The organism is Lysinibacillus sp. 1 U-2021 (assembly GCF_029916965.1).
In the GTDB taxonomy this organism is placed as follows: domain Bacteria; phylum Bacillota; class Bacilli; order Bacillales_A; family Planococcaceae; genus Lysinibacillus; species Lysinibacillus capsici.
Map to the genome: position 1 here is coordinate 1,091,738 of NZ_CP123966.1, position 16,128 is coordinate 1,107,865.

Here is a 16,128-nt window from a genome sequence, read left to right on the forward strand (position 1 = left end):
TTTATTACTAGTGAAATTAAACTTGACAATATCCAGTGAGAAATATATTGTTTAAATCGTAATAATTACTATTTAAAAGGAGGTCCTTCAATGCGTGTACAAGTAACATTAGCCTGTACTGAAACAGGTGATAAAAACTATATTACTACTAAAAATAAACGCAATAATCCCGAAAGATTGGAGCTTAAAAAGTACTCCCCTCGCCTGAAACGCGTAACCCTGCATAGAGAAACAAAGTAATATTGGAATAGGGGGTCAAGATGAGATGCTTTGGAGCACCCTCCTCTTCTTTGTGAGGGGTTGAACCTTCTTAAAAGCTTCTTATTCGAATCAAAAAAATGACTGTTTCAAGGGTACACTTTGAAACAGTCATGATGAAATTTTATAGCTAAAGCTGCTCACTATTGATTTCTAACGCTAATTCATTCAATTTCTCATCTAATTCATCGAGCATGCGTAATCTAAAATCTATTTGTTCATCAATATTAACTCCTTGTGTCATTGATGGGCTACCATCCTTCGATTGTTTCTTTAATGCAACTATTTCATTGGATAATCGCTCAATATCTAGATTTTTCGTCTCTAACTCACTTAGTAAATGTCGATGAAGGCTGTCCGATTCTACTTTCTCTCTATGGTATTTTTCTAGTGTCTCTAAAATATTCTCCATTTGTTTACTTGCTATGGTTGTATAGTCACTTAACTTTTTATCTATGCCTTCCATAATAGACCTTTCATTTGAATCGATCGAAGCCTCCTTCGATGCTTGAATTTTGTCCATCAATGACTTTTTTTCAGCCCGCAATTCTGCCAATTCCTTTAATAATGCCTCAATGGATGCAATTTGCTTTTTTCTTTGCGCTTCTCTCTTCTGAATTTCTTCATCGTAAGCTTGCAATTCTTTATCAAAGTCTCTTTTCAGCTTTAGGAGCTCCATCGAAAGTTCTTTTTTATGCCTTGTTAATTGAACATTTTCTCGTTCAAGTCGAAGAACCAAAGCATAATAATCACTATCTCTAAGTCTTTTTACTTCATTTTTGTACTTGGCTAACTCGGCCCTTAAAAAAATAATCATTTGTTGGAGCTGTATTGGATCATTGTTTTTCACAATATCATTGTCCATCATCACACCCCCCTAGCCTGAATATCTTTTTAGTAAATCGACCACCTCTTCAAGCTGCTCTCTACTTTCCTCTAGTAAATCATCCAGCTGCTTCATCCATTTTTCTTCTAACTTTGAATTCTCTATTTGTTCAACATGACTCTTTTCACCTGAAACAAGATAGGCCATTAATAACTGTAATGTACTTTTTTCAAGAAAAGCAAAGCTATTATCTTGTTCATTACGACGACTTAACTGTTCCTTCACTAATTGTTGAATTACACTACCAAACTCTTGTTTTTCGTTGTCACCCATTGTCTTCCTCCTGTGTTTGGCCCATTCCATTTAGATTAATTGGATTTAAAACAACAACACCTTCTGTGAGCTGATCGCAATATGTAAAACCCATAATCGTTCCTGAATATGATAAATTGTGGGACCATTTTATTTGAAAATTGGTAAATGAAATGGTTTCATTCGGTTCGATTGTTGACTTACCAACTGGTCTCAGCCAATACTCCTCTTTGCTTGATTTGTCATTAAAACGCTCCCACTGACTCTGCCCCTGTGTTTTAAAATTTGGAGTGAAATTTTCATGAACATATCTCCCTGAAAAGTAAAACGGTGACTCCTTGGGTATTGTTATACACAAAGATGGGTTCGTGACGGCTGCACTACCCATATTACGAATATGATAGGAGCCTAAACATAAACTCTCTTGCTCAGGATCATAAGAAATATTAAATGCAGTTGTAAAATAACTAATGAGGTTAATCCTATTCGGAATTGCCAATTCCTCAACCAACCTTTTAATATCATGAACATAGGCATTTGTTTGTTCTTTTAGTGCCTGTATCTTGTCTTCAATACGATCTGCCACTTTAAACCTCCTTGTTATTTCCATTAAAAAAAGAGAGGATTACCCTCTCTTCATAGTATGACTTTCTTCTTTTTGTTATCACAATTAACCAACAGTTGGGAAAATAACTGGGCATTGTTGTGGACGAACCGCAGTTGGACATGAGAATGGTAAGTCTGCTCTTGGTTCGCAGAAAGTTGCTAAAAATTCCACAGTAACTGGGAATGTAGATTGAATACTTTGACAAACAGCAACAGTAATTGTCAACGCAGAGAACGTGATTGTACCTGCTGCAGCACCTGTTCCAACACTAAGTGTTCCAGTTGTACAAACGAAGCAATCTAAATCTGTGTATAATATTTCAACGTCTGTTCCCTTAGGTGCACATAATGTCACTTGCTCACAGCGAGAAACTGGAATATTATTGCTTGTGAAAACAGTACCATTAGGTAAAGTAACGACAATTGTTAGAATGAAGTTCTTTTGAACATTTAGATGTTGCAGACAAACAGTTGATCCATCAATAGAGAACTGGCGATTCTCACGGTTCAGAATCACAATTGGATTTGTAGTTGCTGGAATTACTCGACAAGTAACAATAGCACCTGTTAAGTCAGTAGTTGCTGTAACACCTGGGAATGTAATTGGTCCAGTAGGTGAAATATCAAACGACATTTCTTTTACAATCCAGTCGTATACCTTATCAACATTTATACAGATTAGTTCCTGCGCCTGGGATGGCATATGCTCTTGCATCCTTTTGACACCTCCATAAAATTTTTATCTTTCGTTTGTAGCATATGTTTTTCAGCTATAAGTGCATGGGCTAACAAATAGTTACATTGGATATTTATTAAAATCAATTAAGATTTGTTTTCATACACTTCTCTCATTAACGATACGAATCAAAATGTTGAAAGAACCGTTATATTTGTAACAGAAAGTCAATATTTTTAATAAACTAATAATGGACTGAAAGGGGTGAACTACAATGGAAGAGTCAAAATTGTATACCACTCAAGAAATTGAAAATTTAAAGCAAAAAATTGAATCTTATAGAGAATCATTAACCTCGTTAAAAATGGGGAAGTCAATTGAAGATTTCCTTTATATGAAGCAGGAGTTTGATGGACTAAAAACACAGATGGCCCATTTAGAAGGGATTACAGAGACATTGGATACTAAACAAAATTCATATATAAAAGGATACGACGATCAAATCAAGGTTCTTTCAACACAGCTTGAGTCTTTGAATCAAACCATTGAAGGAATGAACCAAGAGATTTTATCAATTTTAAATAAGCTATTGCCAATTAAAGGAAATGAAACAAAAACCGTACCTCCCTCCATTGACATGCCTGCACAAACTTATTCGAATCTTTTACCTAGACAACCTAGAATGACACAGACAGTAGATCAAACTACAATTACATCAGCACAACCTTCTTATAGACTACTACAAAGTGTGGCAGGTAAAGCCAAAAACCACCAACCAAATGTAAATATCGGGGGTCCCTCTCCTCAGAATGGTCTACCGGAAACTAAACCTGAAGAACGGCATTTTAATCAGCAATATTTCCAATCAATCAATACGCACCCCAGCCAAATATACAATGGTTTATACAGAAACACGACAGTTGAATCCACCTTCCATTTTAAAAATGCTATGGATGCAAAGGAAGTTCCAGTAAGTGTTTATGATCCATCTGCCGTACAGCCTGCTTCAAGAGAAGAAAACATCGAGAATGATACTTTACAATCTTCTATAGTTAATGAAAATAGCGCTAAAACTGAAACATTCAATAATCCTATGGAGGCTGTAAAAACTGAGAATGAACATAACAATCTTGAGAATCCCATTGTAACGAATGAATCGATAGAACAAGTTCTCTTGGAGCAACCTAGCGAACCTGTTAGTCAAGACATTGAAGCAATAGCTAGTGAGCCTCTCAAGCAAATCATTGCAGAAACAGTAGCAGAACCTGCAGCTATAGATCATTCTCCTTCATTAGAAACAGAAGAATATATTGAAGTGTATCATGCTGATGCAACCTATGAGGTTCATCCGTCCTTTGAAGAAGAGATCATGCAACTTGAATCTGTAAACAAGCCGATTGAGGAAGAACATAAAAAGGGAAAAAACTCATTTTTCGATTTCTTTAAAAGATGGAGTTAACATCTTAAACATCCACTATGTCAAAACATACATAGTGGATTTCTTTATGTGTCAAATAAGAGCTGTCATTAAGAATTCATGGAATTTATAGGTGAAATAGATAATTGCCCTTAACCCCTAATCTGAAATGAATAGAATAATGAAGAAAGGGGGTGTAAAAATGTGTTTGAATAACTCAATGTGTGGCTGTTCAGGTAACGGTCATGGTAACGGGGAGTGTACTGCACTGGGACCTTTTGTTGCAATTGACGCTGCATGTATTACTCCACCAGTAGCTACTGGTTCTATTATCCCATTCTCATCAGGAATAACTCCTGTTGCCTTAGTAGCTGCTGCTACTGGTTTAATTGCAACTGTAAGTCTTGTAGGTTTTGGTACAGCAGTTCCAGGGATTACTCTTGCTGGCGTTAATATTGATTTAACAACTTCTGCTGCTACAGAAGCATTTACGGTTCCACGTCCAGGTACTATTACATCTATTTCTGCTACAATCTCAGCAACGGCTGCTTTAACTCTAACTGGAACAGCAACTGTCAGAGCACAGATTTACCGCGCAGTTCAAGGAAGCAATGTATTCAGCCCTACTGCAGCATTTGTTGATTTATTGCCAACTTTACCACTAATAGCATTAGCAGTAGGTACGATTGCAAGTGGTAATGCAAACGTTTCAGTACCTGTGAGTACTGGTGATCGTTTACTAATGGTATTCTCTATGACTACTACAGGAGTTGCTGCTACACTTGCTGGTAACGCAAGTGCTGGTATTACTATCGTATAAAATAAACTTAAATAAAAAATGAAAACAAGTGATTTCCTCATTAGCAGAAATCACTTGTTTTTTCATAAAACATCCATATTTATTTAACCAAAGCATTCTGAATATGTGCCAAATGATGCTTGCCATGCCATGCATAAAGGCCAATTGCATGCTCAAGAGTCGTCAGGCCTGAATCAGGATGATTAAAGGCTCTTTGTAATTGTTCCTCCGATAAGCTTGACAGTAAATAAACCCAACGTTCATGTAAGCTTTCAATCAAATTAAAAGATATTGCTACTGGCATTTCAGAATCTGGAAGCTGTGCCCATTCTGCCTCATTGTATGGCTTAATGGTTGGTACATCCTCTGTTAACGCTAGCTTAAAACGAATATAGCTATTCATATGACTATCAGCAATATGATGGACTAGCTGTGTCACAGTCCAGCCATTTTCACGGTAAGATTTTACTAAGTCTTGCTCGCTTGCACCACTTAATACCTCTGCAAGTTGTTTTGGTAACAAACGAATTTCATTAATCCACTCTAGTACTTGCTGTGAATTCATTTCTTTGGGAAATTGGAATTGTCCAATGGGATAACGTAAATCTTTCATATTGCTGACCTCCGTTTATTTTTTATATTACCAATTTAATATTTTTCTTGCTACAACCATGCACTGTAATTATCTATGTTCAATAGCTTTTCGTATTTACATATACTTTCTGAAATGGCGTCTTCAGCATCTTGTACATTTCAGAAATATGAAAGCAATACACAATGCAAGCTTACACGCGCACACCATACACCTCCTTTCCCAATACATATACAAACATCAAAAACCCTTATTTTATAAGTATAAATAATTACAAAATAAGGGTTTACTATTATTCCTGGATATCGTATATCAACGTATCAAAGTATTTTTCATTTGTATACAGTAGAATAGCCCATTCACCAGGCTTAGGAACTTTCACATGAGAAGGTGTATGAGCATCTGCTCCATTAACAGGTCCTCCGAGACCTATGCTCCAACCATTCACTAAAATCGGTTGTATGACTTTAGAGTCTCTATGGTATCCAATAACCGTTAATTCTGTATCTCGTACTTCATCTATTCCCCATAGATGCCACATCCATTTTTGTGTGCTTAAACTTGGCATATCTGCACCAATGACACCCGACTTATCAGCATTACCAATAATGCCTCTTTCACCAAATTCCTGTGCCTTTTGATTCCAATCAACTGATGCAATATCACTTTCTTGCACAAAATCAGGTAGATCCTCTGGCATTGTAACATTTGCTTTGTCTGTACAACCCACTAAAAATAATAGCAATATACATACAAATACAACTCGTTTCATAACATCCCCCTTTCTTATGAAACGTTTGTTTTAACCAGATTGTTACAGATAATTCTGTAAATTATGAAACTATCATTTTATCTTACTCTTTACAATATCAACTAATGACTTTAATGGATGGAGAATTGTAATTGCCGTGTGATCTTCAAATCGTTGCGCTGCATCCACCATCGATAGCTGGGCAACTGATATGGATTTTTCTTCAGCTGACAAAGTATGTAAAGCCCTTAAAATAGCATCATCATAGGCTTCCTTTTTCCCCTGCATAATGAGATTAAATGTATGCTCAATAATTTTTCCCTCTACATCTACTAATACTCCTTGATGCTTAGCATATTGGTGAAGTCTTGCCATCGTTCCTTCGACAGTTGCAGGATTTGTAAAAAGAATAAATTGAGGCTGTTGCTTACATATACTTTCAAAATAGGGCTCATCTATCTTGATAATAGGGATCGAGGAATCGAGCAAAGTTTCATCCTCTAATAAAGCAATATAATTTGTACACGTTATTAAAATGGCATCCACATCACAACTAATTATCCATTCAATTTGCTCCTTAACTTTACGTGCTAAACCATCACTACCTTTAGACACGTGCTGTATTACGCCAGGGTCTACAAAATGGAGTATCTCTATGTCTTCTGCGCTTTGAAAGGCCTGCTCAATGTATTCTATATTGGAATAATGAGCATGCAAGCAGCCGACCTTTTTTCTCAATTAAACTCCTCCTCATTGGAAAGTCTCTTTTCCATTGTTGCTATTACTAGAGAGTTACCATTACGATTCTTCACCATTTCATCTTTCGTTACAACATAACCTAATGAACGATATAACTCAATATTACGTGGAACACTCATACGTACTTTGCACTGACTAATTGTTATTCCCTTCGATAGTGCATATTGTTCAAGCCAAGAAATTAGTGTTTTAGCTAAACCTTGTCCCTGTCTTTCTGGGATCACTGAAAGTCTAAAAAAATAAATTCCCTTTGTACTGAGGGTAAACCTTACCATGGCAACTGACTGTTTATTGATATAGCCAATAAACGCTTGTTCACTTTGCTGCATTGCCTGCTCAATAAAATCCACCGTTTCACTTAGTGCACTGGATGGTGGAGTAGCTTTTTCATATTCTTGAAACGCCTGTAGCATCACCTGATGTATAACTGGGGCATCCTTGCTTTGTGCTAAAACAATTTCAATCCTAAAGCACCTCTTATCGTTTTTTATTCATAATAGTGCATGTTAAAACAAAAAGAAACCGTATTATTTCGAATACGGCCTACTACTTAGTATGTTTGTCTTTCACTTTTGCTTCCTTTTCAATATGCTTTCTCGCTATTTTCAAACGTTGGATATCCTTTTTCTTAAGAGGAATAATCTCTTCCTTCATCATCTTAATATAAGAAATCATTAATAAAAGTAACACCACTGTAAAGGGTAATGCAGCGATTAACGAGGCCGTTTGTAATGCTTCTAGACCTCCTGTATACAATAAAACACCTGAAATAGCTGCCATCAAAACACCCCATACAAACTTTGATAAAATGGTGGGATTTAAAGATCCTTTTGTCGTCATACTTGCCATAATAAAGGTGGCGGAATCAGCAGAGGTAATTAAAAATATTATGATTAAAAGTATTCCAATTGTGGATGCAATCATTGAAAGTGGTAAGTGTTCAAAAAGCTGGAAAAGAGCAACCGTTACATCATTATGAACAGATTGAGCGATTTGTGCATCTTGATGTAAATCAAACCACATCGCAGTTCCTCCAAAGGTCGCGATCCAAAAGCAGGCAATGAGGGGCGGAATAATTAATACACCTATAATAAATTCTCGTATAGTCCTGCCTTTGGATACACGAGCTATAAAGGAGCCTACAAATGGTGACCAAGCAATCGCCCATGCCCAGTAAAAGATTGTCCAATCCTTCACCCAAGTTCCACCAACATATGGCTGCATCCTTAAACTATATTGAATAAAATTTGAAATATAATCACCAATAGCTAATGTAAAGGTTTCAAGTATAAAGATTGTTGGGCCTGTAATAAAAACAAATAAGAGTAAGACGATTGCTAAAGTCATATTGACATTACTCAGAATCTTCATCCCTTTTTGTAGACCTGTTGTGGCTGATAACATATAGCCAATAAACATGATAAGAATAATGGCCACTTGCAAGATAAATGTATCTGGCAAACCAAAGACAAATGTCAAACCTCCATTTGTTTGTAATACGCCTAGCCCTATAGACGTTGCTACCCCCATGACGGTAGCAATTACTGCGAGAATATCGATCGTTCCTTTAACGACTCGATTTGTTCCAGTGACAGGCTCTAAAGCAGTGGAGATGAGCATATTTCTTTTTTTATTGAATTGTACAAAGGCCATAACAAGGCCCAATATGGCATAAACAGACCACTGGCTTAATCCCCAATGAAAGAATGAATATCCCATCGCAAGTCTGGCTGCATCCGTTGATAGAGGCTTTGTGTCACTGAATGGAGGTGAAAAGTAATGACTCATTGGCTCAGCTACTCCCCAAAAGACCAAGCCTACGCCAAGTCCTGCGGAAAAAAGCATGGAAATCCATGTTAGAAAGCTAAATTCAGGTCGACTATCTTCTGTCCCTAAACGAATAGTGCCATATTTGCTAATTGCCAGTCCGAATAAAAAAAGAACGATAATAAAGACTGTCAATAAATAAAACCAGCCGAAATAATCCGTAGTCATATGAAATACGCTGTTTGCTACGTTCTTAAATTTTTCTGGTATCGTTGCTCCAATAATGACCAAAAGAAATATTACACCACTAGAAATCAGAAATACTGGGTTTTTTAAAATTTTATTTTGCATACAGTGCCTCCATTTATCCCAGACAGATGACCAAATTTCCTTTATTATGCGTATCATTCGTTAATTTTATTAATAAATAAAAAAGAAACCGCATTATCAAAAGACAATGCGGTCTACTATTAATGTGATTTATGCATAAAACGTATGGCTCTACTCATAACAGTGGGTACGATCGAAGCATGATTTTCGTTTAAAGCCTCATAAAATTCAACATTCATTATTTTTTCTAATACTGTCGCCATTTGGCGCGCATCATCCACCATAAAGGTTTCAAGTTCACCAGCGCTCAAAAACAAAGTTTCATTCATGTCTTGATGCTCGTTCAGAAATACTGAAGCACACTGCACTAATTCATGCTCATTCCACCAAATGGATGGGCTAATAGCTAGATAGCGCTGGAAGCTGGATTGGTGGTGAAATAGTTCCCACAGTGCAAAGTAACCTCCTAGGGAATGACCAAATAAAGCTTGCTGTGCTTGATTTACTGGATATTGTGCCTCAATCATCGGCTTTAGCTCTTCTTCTATAAAGCCACTAAAATCCACTGCTCCTCCAAGCTTCTCATGACCTTTTCCTTTAAATCTTGCTGGATAAATATAAGACTCCGCAGGTGCTGTAAAATCATAAAATCTTCTTTCACGCATATCGTCGCCATGACCAATTCCAATAACAATAGCTGGAAGGATACCTGTTTTTGGTGCATTACGACTTTGTAGACGCACCGCTTCCTTTACAAGGTTAAAATAGGATGAGCCATCAAGTACATACAAAACTGGAAAGCCATCTTGTGGTGCTTCCTCCTCTGGCACATAGATGTTAATCGTGTACGCATAATTTGTCAATTTTGAAGTCATTTGTTGTGTAATGTAGTCTACTTTAGTTGTATTCATTAGATATCCTCCTTCAAAATTTCATAGCCATAACATACAGGTGTATTGGTTACAGGATCTTCCATAATGCGTGCATCAATATTAAATACTTTACGCATTACCTCAGCACTTAAAATTTCCTGTGGCGTGCCAGTTTGCATAATAATACCCTTACGCATTGCAATAAGATGGTCTGAATATCTGGCCGCGTGGTTAATATCATGTAGAACCATCACTACTGTGCAGCTGTGCTGCTCATTTAAACTTTTAACAATGTCCAATACCTCTAGCTGATGCGCCATATCTAAATAAGTAGTAGGTTCATCCAATAGCAAGATATTTGTTTCTTGTGCTAAGGCCATAGCTAGCCAAACACGCTGACGCTGACCACCTGAAAGCTGGGCAAGCTCCCTATTTCGATATTCCATCGTATTAGTAACCGTTAAAGCCCATTCAATCATTTCCTCATCCTTATTCGTTAAACGATTAACATTGTTGCGATGTGGATAGCGACCATACGCAATTAACTCCTCCACTTTCAATTGACCAGGGGCAATCGGTGTTTGAGATAATATTGCTAGTTTCTTGGCAATATCTTTGGTCGATAAATTTTGCATATTTTGCTCCTGCAAATATACCGTACCTTGTTGTTTTTTTAAAATACGTCCTATCGTTTTAAGGAGTGTAGATTTACCACAACCATTCGGACCGATGATTGTTGTCACTTTGCCCTCTTCTATCGTTAAATTTAATCCTTCAAAGACACGTACCTGCTCATAACCTGAAGCCAAGTTTTCCATTCTAAATGCAGTTTGCACGCCATTTCCTCCTATGCCTTAGATTTCACCAGTAAATACAAGAAATACGGAATCCCAATAATTGAAACGACAATACCTACAGCCAGTTCGGATGGTGCAAAAACGGTTTTACCAATAAAATCAGCGAGGATTAACAGAGCTGCACCAATTAAAGCACTCACTGGCATAACATAACGGTGCTGAATACCAACAAGCTGCTTGGCAATGTGTGGGGCCATTAAACCTATGAAGCCAATACTCCCTGATACAGATACACAAGCACTGACAAGACCTACACTGACTAGTAACAGCTTCATTTTCTCCTTTTCAACAGCTATTCCTAAACTTGTGATGCTATCCTCTTCAAGCTGAAAATAATCGAGTAAATATGATTTTCTATGCACATATATTCCTAAAATCAAAAGCCAAGGTAGCATCGTAAGCGCAAAGATCCAATTCGCATTATAAATTGAACCTGCCATCCAAATAGCCGCTGATTCAAAATCTTGTGCACTCATTTTTAAGGATAGGAACAAGGACAAAGCTCCAAATCCACTATTGATAGCTATACCAGTTAAGATTAATCGCTGCATATCCAGATGACCATTTTTTAAAGCAAATGAAAAAATCAGGATAGCTGCAATTGTTCCACCGATAAAACCGAATAGTGGCATCATTAAAATTGACATCCAGCTGTTCATATCTGCACTTACTAGCTTTACTTGAAAGAAGTACATGAATAGTACGACTGCTGCACCAGCTCCAGCATTAATCCCTAATATTCCTGGATCTGCTAGTCCATTGCGTGTAATTCCCTGTAATACAACTCCTGCCATACCTAAGCCAATACCGACAAGTCCAGCAATGACAATCCGAGGTAAACGGAATTCAAATATAACAAGATCAAACTTTGAATTTGACTCGATCCGCAGCAATGTTTTGATGACATCCATTACAGACATATCAAAAACACCATTTGTAATATGTAAATAGCTCGCAACTAAAATCATTAAAACAAGCAACAGCATGGTTAAAAAGAATACACTTGAGGTTTTTTTATGCACGTTTTTCACCTCCGTGCTTACGAACTAAATATAAGAAGAATGGTACACCGACCAATGCGGTTAAGACACCAATTGGCGTTTCAAATGGATAATTGACAACGCGGCTCAGGACATCACAAAGCGCTAAGAAAAAGGCTCCAATGACAGCTGCACAAGGAATAATATAGCGATAATCAACACCAACAAGGAAGCGTGTAATATGTGGTATGACTAACCCTACAAAGGCGATTTTCCCTACAAGTGCAACCGCTGTCCCTGTCAAACATACGACAGCTAGCATGCTAATAATACGTACTGCTTTTGTTTTCTGTCCTAGCCCCATGGCAATATCTTCACCTAATGAAGTAATGGTAATCGCTTTTGCCGATAATAAAGCCAAGATCAACCCAGTTAAACCAAATGGAATAGAAAGAATCAGCATATCCATATTTACCATATGTACCTTTGTGTTATACCAAGCACTTACGGTTTGTGATACTTGGAAATACATCGCAATAGCAGTAGCAATACTACTTAAAAATGTGCCAATGACCGTTCCAATTATGGCTAGCCTTACTGGAGATAAGCCATTGCGGATTAACGAGCCAAAACCAAAGACAATACCAGCTCCCAATGCAGAACCAAGCATCGATAATAAAATCATTTGATAGTTTGGTAGCCCTGGAAAAAAAACAATGGCTAATGTAATGACAAATGCAGAGCCATCATTGACACCCATTAATGAAGGCGAGGCTAAATAGTTTCGTGTAATCCCCTGCATGACTGCACCGGCAACTGCTAAAAATGCTCCAACTAGTAATACCGCGGCAACTCTTGGAATACGGCCTGTTCTTATAATTTGATGATCGACATCTGATGGATCAAATGCTGTCATCGACTGCCATACTGTAATGGCACTAATATCTTTTGTCCCATACATAACAGAAATTAGTGCCACAAGGGCAATAAGGAAAGGAGATATCGCTAATATTGAAAACGACACTATGTTTGTTTTTTTCAACTTTCACACCTTTTTCTTTATCCATTTTGCGGTACACAATATCAATCACTTAAGTGTATACCCTTAACAACTGCCTGCAATGAAAAATACCACATCTTACAAAAGGCTGGTAATAGCCCGGTGATATCACCAAATCTACTACCAGCCTGTTTATACTATTTAAATAATTTTTCAGCCGCAGCATCTAAGAATTTCACCTTAGACCAAGCAGTACCACCTTGTGCTAATGGCTCAATTGTGTTGACGAAAACTTGATTATTTTGTGTTGCCTTTAAGCTAGTGAAAATTGGATTCTTTTGTAGCTCCTCTAAAGCTTTTGGCGTATCCTTATTCTCTGAATCCTCGAATTGCAGGAAAATCACATCTGGATTTACTTGTGCTAATGTTTCAAGTGATAGTTCCGCTTGTGCCTTAGCTGTTGTAACAACTTCTGGTACAGGTGCTCCTAAATCTTCATATAGAACAGGGTTTAAATAAACGCCTGCTGGATAGATGTACATCACTCCACCACGAACACGGATGATTAATACTTGCTTATCTGCTAATTGCTCCTTGGATTTTACTTGGGCATCAGCAACTTTGGCTTCATAGTCAGAGATGATTTTCTTTGCATCCTCTTCCTTCCCAGCTAATTGTGCAAGCAATGTTAAATTTTCTTTCCAATTTGTTGAAATATGTGAGTATGGAATCATTGTTTGAATTTTGTTGAGCTTTTCAGCCGTTTCTTCAGGGAATTTCGAAGTACCCACAATTACATCAGGATCCAGATTAAGAATGGCTTCTGCATTTGGCTCCATTTTATTTCCTACAAGTGTTGCTCCTTCAAAATCTGTTGCTAGATAGGCAGGAACTTTTCCACCTACTTCTAGAACACCTACTGGCTTAATACCAAGCATTGCCGCATCTTCCATTGATTCAAGACTGGCAGCGACAATGTTCTTTACTTCGGCTGGTAGCTCATATTGCTCGCCTAAGTACGTGATGGTCTGCGTTGATTTAGCTTGCTCTGTCTGTGATTCTGTTGCACTTGTCTCTGCTGTATTAGCTGTTGATGTTGCTTCCTCTGCTTTGTCTGTTCCACATGCAGCCAGTGATAATGCTAATAGTGCTGGTGCACACATTTTAAAATATTTATTCATAGATATTCTCCCCTAACGAGCTCATATTGATAATGATAATCGTTTTCATATATAAGTCAATATATAATTGATACTCATTATCATTTACGGATACTATCCTAACAAAGTGAAAATAGATTGTGAATGGACGATTTCGAAAATGACATGGACTTTTGCCGATTTAAGCATAAAAAAAACTGCTTCTTTTTTATAAGAAACAGTCATTTATATATATCTGGCTTCCTCTATTTTTAACTTGCGATAGGCTGAGGGAGATAAACCCGTACACTTTTTAAATACTCTGCTAAAATAAAAACAATCTACATATCCAACACATTCTGCAATTTCAGCTACAGGTATTCCACCATATTCTAGTAAGTCTTTCGCACGTCGTATACGGTATTCTGTTATATATGTACTTGGATTCATACCTGTATGCTGCTCAAATAAATAAGCAAAACGACGACGCTCAATGCCCAATTCCATCGAGATATTTGATACTGAGATTTGCTGTGCATAATTTTCATGTATATACTGTAATGCCTGTTCCATTAATTCGCTGGCACTATCTAAAACCTGCATTTTTGCCGCTACAAGGATGTCTTCCAACAAATTCATAAATAATGTCTTAGACTTGAATACAGCCATATTACCAGGAAAGGAATAGCTTTCTACTAATTGCTGAACATGGCTAATAATTTGTGTGTTAAAGCCTGTATTGATTAGAAAATGTTGCTCGGCTAGTGGATATAGATTTATTTCTTCTGTAGGTAGGCTGTAATGAACAACTGCATACTCCCAACCTTTATGGCCAGTCGCTCTCACTTCTATCGGCATCTGGGGGCCAGCATGGGCAATCATTCCTGGCTCCATCATATAGGGGGTTCCATTAAAGCTAAAGATCGCACTCCCTGCAAGTGGCACTACTAAACCACACTTTTCTGGAGCTGTTGTTCTACCAGCATCTACTTCACCTGGCTCCATTTTTTTAGTAAAAACATCTGTAAATTTTACAGAAGCATGTGCAAAGTAATCAATTAAATACTTGATATCCATCTGCTAACTCCTATACATGTATAACATTCTGAATCTGTGAAAAATGATGTAAATCATGATTGATTAATCCTACAAAATAGTCGATTATAGTCATTTCTGACTGCCCAATTTTAAATGACTGTTGCCATTGCTCATCTGTCCATTGCTGAATGTCCTGCAATAATTGACGCCTTGTGGAAATAAAATCATTCAATGTTTCCTCCATTGTTTGTTCACGGCTTTTCTTAGCTGCCATCGTATTCAAATGTGCTACATCTGGCCCTTTCGGCAGACGCTCATCTGTAAAGAGAAAAGGAATTCGGTAATTTTGCACAAACTTGTCCCATGGAGGAAGATGCCCAATTACCTCTGCAACCGACCATTTCCCAGGTTCAATGGGCATACGCCACTGTGCCTCAGATAACCCTCGTAAATTATCTATCCAATCTAAAGATTTTATATAGTGTTTAATGACATAGGTTTTATCTTGTTGCAATTGTTCCCCCTCTTTCTTTTTTTATTGAAGATGAATTTTCAATTCTGGCCAACATAAATGCCATTGTTTTTGCTGTATTCTTTGACGATAAATCGCATAGGCATACTTATTATCTAGGTAAAACAATGTTGGCTCTACTATGCCTGCTCCTAAAAGATGAATACCGTACGGTGCTGCAATCTCTAGTACCCCATCTGATAATTTTACTCCAATTGCCGTTGGGATTTCTGGGGAATGAGAGATTCCATCAACAGCAGACTGATATGGTTTACTACCATTTAGGACATGCATTCGTGCTTGATTTTTCACGGACCAAGGCTCGTTTGGAGATAACTTTCTCAGTTCTTGCTCATACTGCTTCTCTACTTCTTCTGCTAAATTTTCTTTATCAAAATATATCACATCAATATCAGCAATTGGTGTTCTTTCCTCCTTATTGTGAAGGTAATCCCATACCTTTGAGCGAATGACTCCTGCACATACCCACCAATCTGGGAGTTGCAAGGTTTCTACTGTGGATAAAATGCTCATCATCCAGTTATCAGATGCTATTAACTTCTTCAGCTCTTCCTCCGTTTGAAGCAACCTCATTTGTCAGCCTCCATTAATATAAATTAAATTTATAAATCACTAAA

Annotated in this window: 20 protein-coding genes; 3 read left to right on the forward strand and 17 right to left on the reverse strand. The window is 37.3% G+C overall.

The features are described from left to right. Positions 1 to 90: 90 nt before the first annotated feature. On the forward strand, positions 91 to 240 hold the full coding sequence (gene rpmG, locus QH639_RS05730) for a 50S ribosomal protein L33 (RefSeq protein WP_004231780.1): 150 nt from the start codon (positions 91 to 93) through the stop codon (positions 238 to 240). A 148-nt stretch (positions 241 to 388) separates the two neighbouring features. On the opposite strand, the gene QH639_RS05735 is transcribed toward rpmG, so the two are convergent. The 4 genes from QH639_RS05735 to QH639_RS05750 all read right to left on the reverse strand — a co-directional run bounded on the left by QH639_RS05735 (position 389) and on the right by QH639_RS05750 (position 2,717). Further along, entirely contained in the window at positions 389 to 1,126 is a 738-nt protein-coding gene (locus QH639_RS05735) for a hypothetical protein (protein WP_281115783.1), read from the reverse strand. A 9-nt stretch (positions 1,127 to 1,135) separates the two neighbouring features. Continuing rightward, the gene (locus QH639_RS05740) at positions 1,136 to 1,417 is read right to left on the reverse strand and encodes a hypothetical protein (RefSeq protein WP_112116799.1); all 282 of its coding nucleotides are present in this window, start codon (positions 1,415 to 1,417) and stop codon (positions 1,136 to 1,138) included. After that, a complete protein-coding gene (locus tag QH639_RS05745) occupies positions 1,410 to 1,982 on the reverse strand; it encodes a hypothetical protein (protein WP_281115784.1) in 573 nt (190 codons plus the stop codon). Before QH639_RS05745 ends, QH639_RS05740 begins: the two co-directional genes overlap by 8 nt. Before the next feature lie 84 nt (positions 1,983 to 2,066). After that, the gene (locus QH639_RS05750) at positions 2,067 to 2,717 is read right to left on the reverse strand and encodes a BMQ_0737 family morphogenetic spore coat protein (RefSeq protein ID WP_004231775.1); all 651 of its coding nucleotides are present in this window, start codon (positions 2,715 to 2,717) and stop codon (positions 2,067 to 2,069) included. A gap of 235 nt (positions 2,718 to 2,952) precedes the next feature. Here QH639_RS05750 and QH639_RS05755 point away from each other — a divergent pair, with 235 nt between their 5' ends. Both QH639_RS05755 and QH639_RS05760 read left to right on the forward strand, forming a co-directional pair. Next, the gene (locus tag QH639_RS05755; RefSeq protein ID WP_281115785.1) at positions 2,953 to 4,137 is read left to right on the forward strand and encodes a hypothetical protein; all 1,185 of its coding nucleotides are present in this window, start codon (positions 2,953 to 2,955) and stop codon (positions 4,135 to 4,137) included. 160 nt (positions 4,138 to 4,297) lie between these two features. After that, on the forward strand, positions 4,298 to 4,915 hold the full coding sequence (locus tag QH639_RS05760) for an exosporium glycoprotein BclB-related protein (RefSeq protein ID WP_259419945.1): 618 nt from the start codon (positions 4,298 to 4,300) through the stop codon (positions 4,913 to 4,915). A 79-nt stretch (positions 4,916 to 4,994) separates the two neighbouring features. Here the strand turns inward: QH639_RS05760 and QH639_RS05765 are convergent, their stop codons facing one another. The 13 genes from QH639_RS05765 to QH639_RS05825 form a co-directional block, all read right to left on the reverse strand. Beyond that, positions 4,995 to 5,507, reverse strand: coding sequence for a YfiT family bacillithiol transferase (locus QH639_RS05765; protein WP_259419946.1), 513 nt, complete (start codon positions 5,505 to 5,507; stop codon positions 4,995 to 4,997). A gap of 271 nt (positions 5,508 to 5,778) precedes the next feature. After that, positions 5,779 to 6,258, reverse strand: coding sequence for a DUF4871 domain-containing protein (locus QH639_RS05770; RefSeq protein WP_259419947.1), 480 nt, complete (start codon positions 6,256 to 6,258; stop codon positions 5,779 to 5,781). Positions 6,259 to 6,330: 72 nt separating this feature from the next. Next, entirely contained in the window at positions 6,331 to 6,975 is a 645-nt protein-coding gene (locus tag QH639_RS05775; protein WP_281115786.1) for a hypothetical protein, read from the reverse strand. Continuing rightward, positions 6,972 to 7,409 (reverse strand): GNAT family N-acetyltransferase, encoded by a 438-nt coding sequence (locus QH639_RS05780; protein WP_281115787.1) that lies wholly within the window; start codon positions 7,407 to 7,409, stop codon positions 6,972 to 6,974. The genes QH639_RS05775 and QH639_RS05780 overlap by 4 nt, the downstream gene beginning before the upstream one ends. Positions 7,410 to 7,542: 133 nt before the next feature. After that, positions 7,543 to 9,114: a BCCT family transporter gene (locus QH639_RS05785; protein WP_281115788.1), complete on the reverse strand. Its 1,572-nt coding sequence runs from the start codon at positions 9,112 to 9,114 to the stop codon at positions 7,543 to 7,545. 119 nt (positions 9,115 to 9,233) lie between these two features. After that, positions 9,234 to 10,004 (reverse strand): alpha/beta hydrolase, encoded by a 771-nt coding sequence (locus QH639_RS05790; RefSeq protein ID WP_281115789.1) that lies wholly within the window; start codon positions 10,002 to 10,004, stop codon positions 9,234 to 9,236. Continuing rightward, positions 10,004 to 10,783 (reverse strand): ABC transporter ATP-binding protein, encoded by a 780-nt coding sequence (locus tag QH639_RS05795; protein ID WP_259419999.1) that lies wholly within the window; start codon positions 10,781 to 10,783, stop codon positions 10,004 to 10,006. Before QH639_RS05795 ends, QH639_RS05790 begins: the two co-directional genes overlap by 1 nt. Positions 10,784 to 10,812: 29 nt before the next feature. Further along, a complete protein-coding gene (locus tag QH639_RS05800) occupies positions 10,813 to 11,808 on the reverse strand; it encodes a FecCD family ABC transporter permease (RefSeq protein ID WP_281116184.1) in 996 nt (331 codons plus the stop codon). Positions 11,809 to 11,836: 28 nt separating this feature from the next. Then, complete coding sequence (locus QH639_RS05805) at positions 11,837 to 12,844, reverse strand: FecCD family ABC transporter permease (protein WP_009370610.1); 1,008 nt, start codon at positions 12,842 to 12,844, stop codon at positions 11,837 to 11,839. 155 nt (positions 12,845 to 12,999) lie between these two features. Further along, positions 13,000 to 13,983 carry an ABC transporter substrate-binding protein gene (locus tag QH639_RS05810; protein WP_009370609.1) on the reverse strand — a complete coding sequence of 328 codons (984 nt, stop codon included), beginning with the start codon at positions 13,981 to 13,983 and terminating at the stop codon, positions 13,000 to 13,002. A gap of 204 nt (positions 13,984 to 14,187) precedes the next feature. Then, complete coding sequence (locus QH639_RS05815) at positions 14,188 to 15,018, reverse strand: helix-turn-helix domain-containing protein (RefSeq protein WP_281115790.1); 831 nt, start codon at positions 15,016 to 15,018, stop codon at positions 14,188 to 14,190. A gap of 10 nt (positions 15,019 to 15,028) precedes the next feature. Continuing rightward, a complete protein-coding gene (locus QH639_RS05820; protein WP_103118936.1) occupies positions 15,029 to 15,493 on the reverse strand; it encodes a DinB family protein in 465 nt (154 codons plus the stop codon). 21 nt (positions 15,494 to 15,514) lie between these two features. After that, the gene (locus QH639_RS05825) at positions 15,515 to 16,084 is read right to left on the reverse strand and encodes a nucleotidyltransferase family protein (RefSeq protein WP_281115791.1); all 570 of its coding nucleotides are present in this window, start codon (positions 16,082 to 16,084) and stop codon (positions 15,515 to 15,517) included. Between the last annotated feature and the right edge of the window lie 44 nt (positions 16,085 to 16,128).

Excerpts from the sequence above, each read along its gene's own strand:
- rpmG (WP_004231780.1), top strand. The coding sequence starts at position 91 with ATGCGTGTACAAGTAACATTAGCCTGTACTGAAACAGGTGATAAAAAC.
- QH639_RS05735 (WP_281115783.1), bottom strand. The coding sequence starts at position 1,126 with ATGATGGACAATGATATTGTGAAAAACAATGATCCAATACAGCTCCAA.
- QH639_RS05740 (WP_112116799.1), bottom strand. The coding sequence starts at position 1,417 with ATGGGTGACAACGAAAAACAAGAGTTTGGTAGTGTAATTCAACAATTA.
- QH639_RS05750 (WP_004231775.1), bottom strand. The coding sequence starts at position 2,717 with ATGCAAGAGCATATGCCATCCCAGGCGCAGGAACTAATCTGTATAAAT.
- QH639_RS05755 (WP_281115785.1), top strand. The coding sequence starts at position 2,953 with ATGGAAGAGTCAAAATTGTATACCACTCAAGAAATTGAAAATTTAAAG.
- QH639_RS05760 (WP_259419945.1), top strand. The coding sequence starts at position 4,298 with ATGTGTTTGAATAACTCAATGTGTGGCTGTTCAGGTAACGGTCATGGT.
- QH639_RS05765 (WP_259419946.1), bottom strand. The coding sequence starts at position 5,507 with ATGAAAGATTTACGTTATCCCATTGGACAATTCCAATTTCCCAAAGAA.
- QH639_RS05770 (WP_259419947.1), bottom strand. The coding sequence starts at position 6,258 with ATGAAACGAGTTGTATTTGTATGTATATTGCTATTATTTTTAGTGGGT.
- QH639_RS05780 (WP_281115787.1), bottom strand. The coding sequence starts at position 7,409 with ATGCTACAGGCGTTTCAAGAATATGAAAAAGCTACTCCACCATCCAGT.
- QH639_RS05785 (WP_281115788.1), bottom strand. The coding sequence starts at position 9,114 with ATGCAAAATAAAATTTTAAAAAACCCAGTATTTCTGATTTCTAGTGGT.
- QH639_RS05790 (WP_281115789.1), bottom strand. The coding sequence starts at position 10,004 with ATGAATACAACTAAAGTAGACTACATTACACAACAAATGACTTCAAAA.
- QH639_RS05795 (WP_259419999.1), bottom strand. The coding sequence starts at position 10,783 with ATGGAAAACTTGGCTTCAGGTTATGAGCAGGTACGTGTCTTTGAAGGA.
- QH639_RS05800 (WP_281116184.1), bottom strand. The coding sequence starts at position 11,808 with ATGCTGTTGCTTGTTTTAATGATTTTAGTTGCGAGCTATTTACATATT.
- QH639_RS05810 (WP_009370609.1), bottom strand. The coding sequence starts at position 13,983 with ATGAATAAATATTTTAAAATGTGTGCACCAGCACTATTAGCATTATCA.
- QH639_RS05815 (WP_281115790.1), bottom strand. The coding sequence starts at position 15,018 with ATGGATATCAAGTATTTAATTGATTACTTTGCACATGCTTCTGTAAAA.
- QH639_RS05825 (WP_281115791.1), bottom strand. The coding sequence starts at position 16,084 with ATGAGGTTGCTTCAAACGGAGGAAGAGCTGAAGAAGTTAATAGCATCT.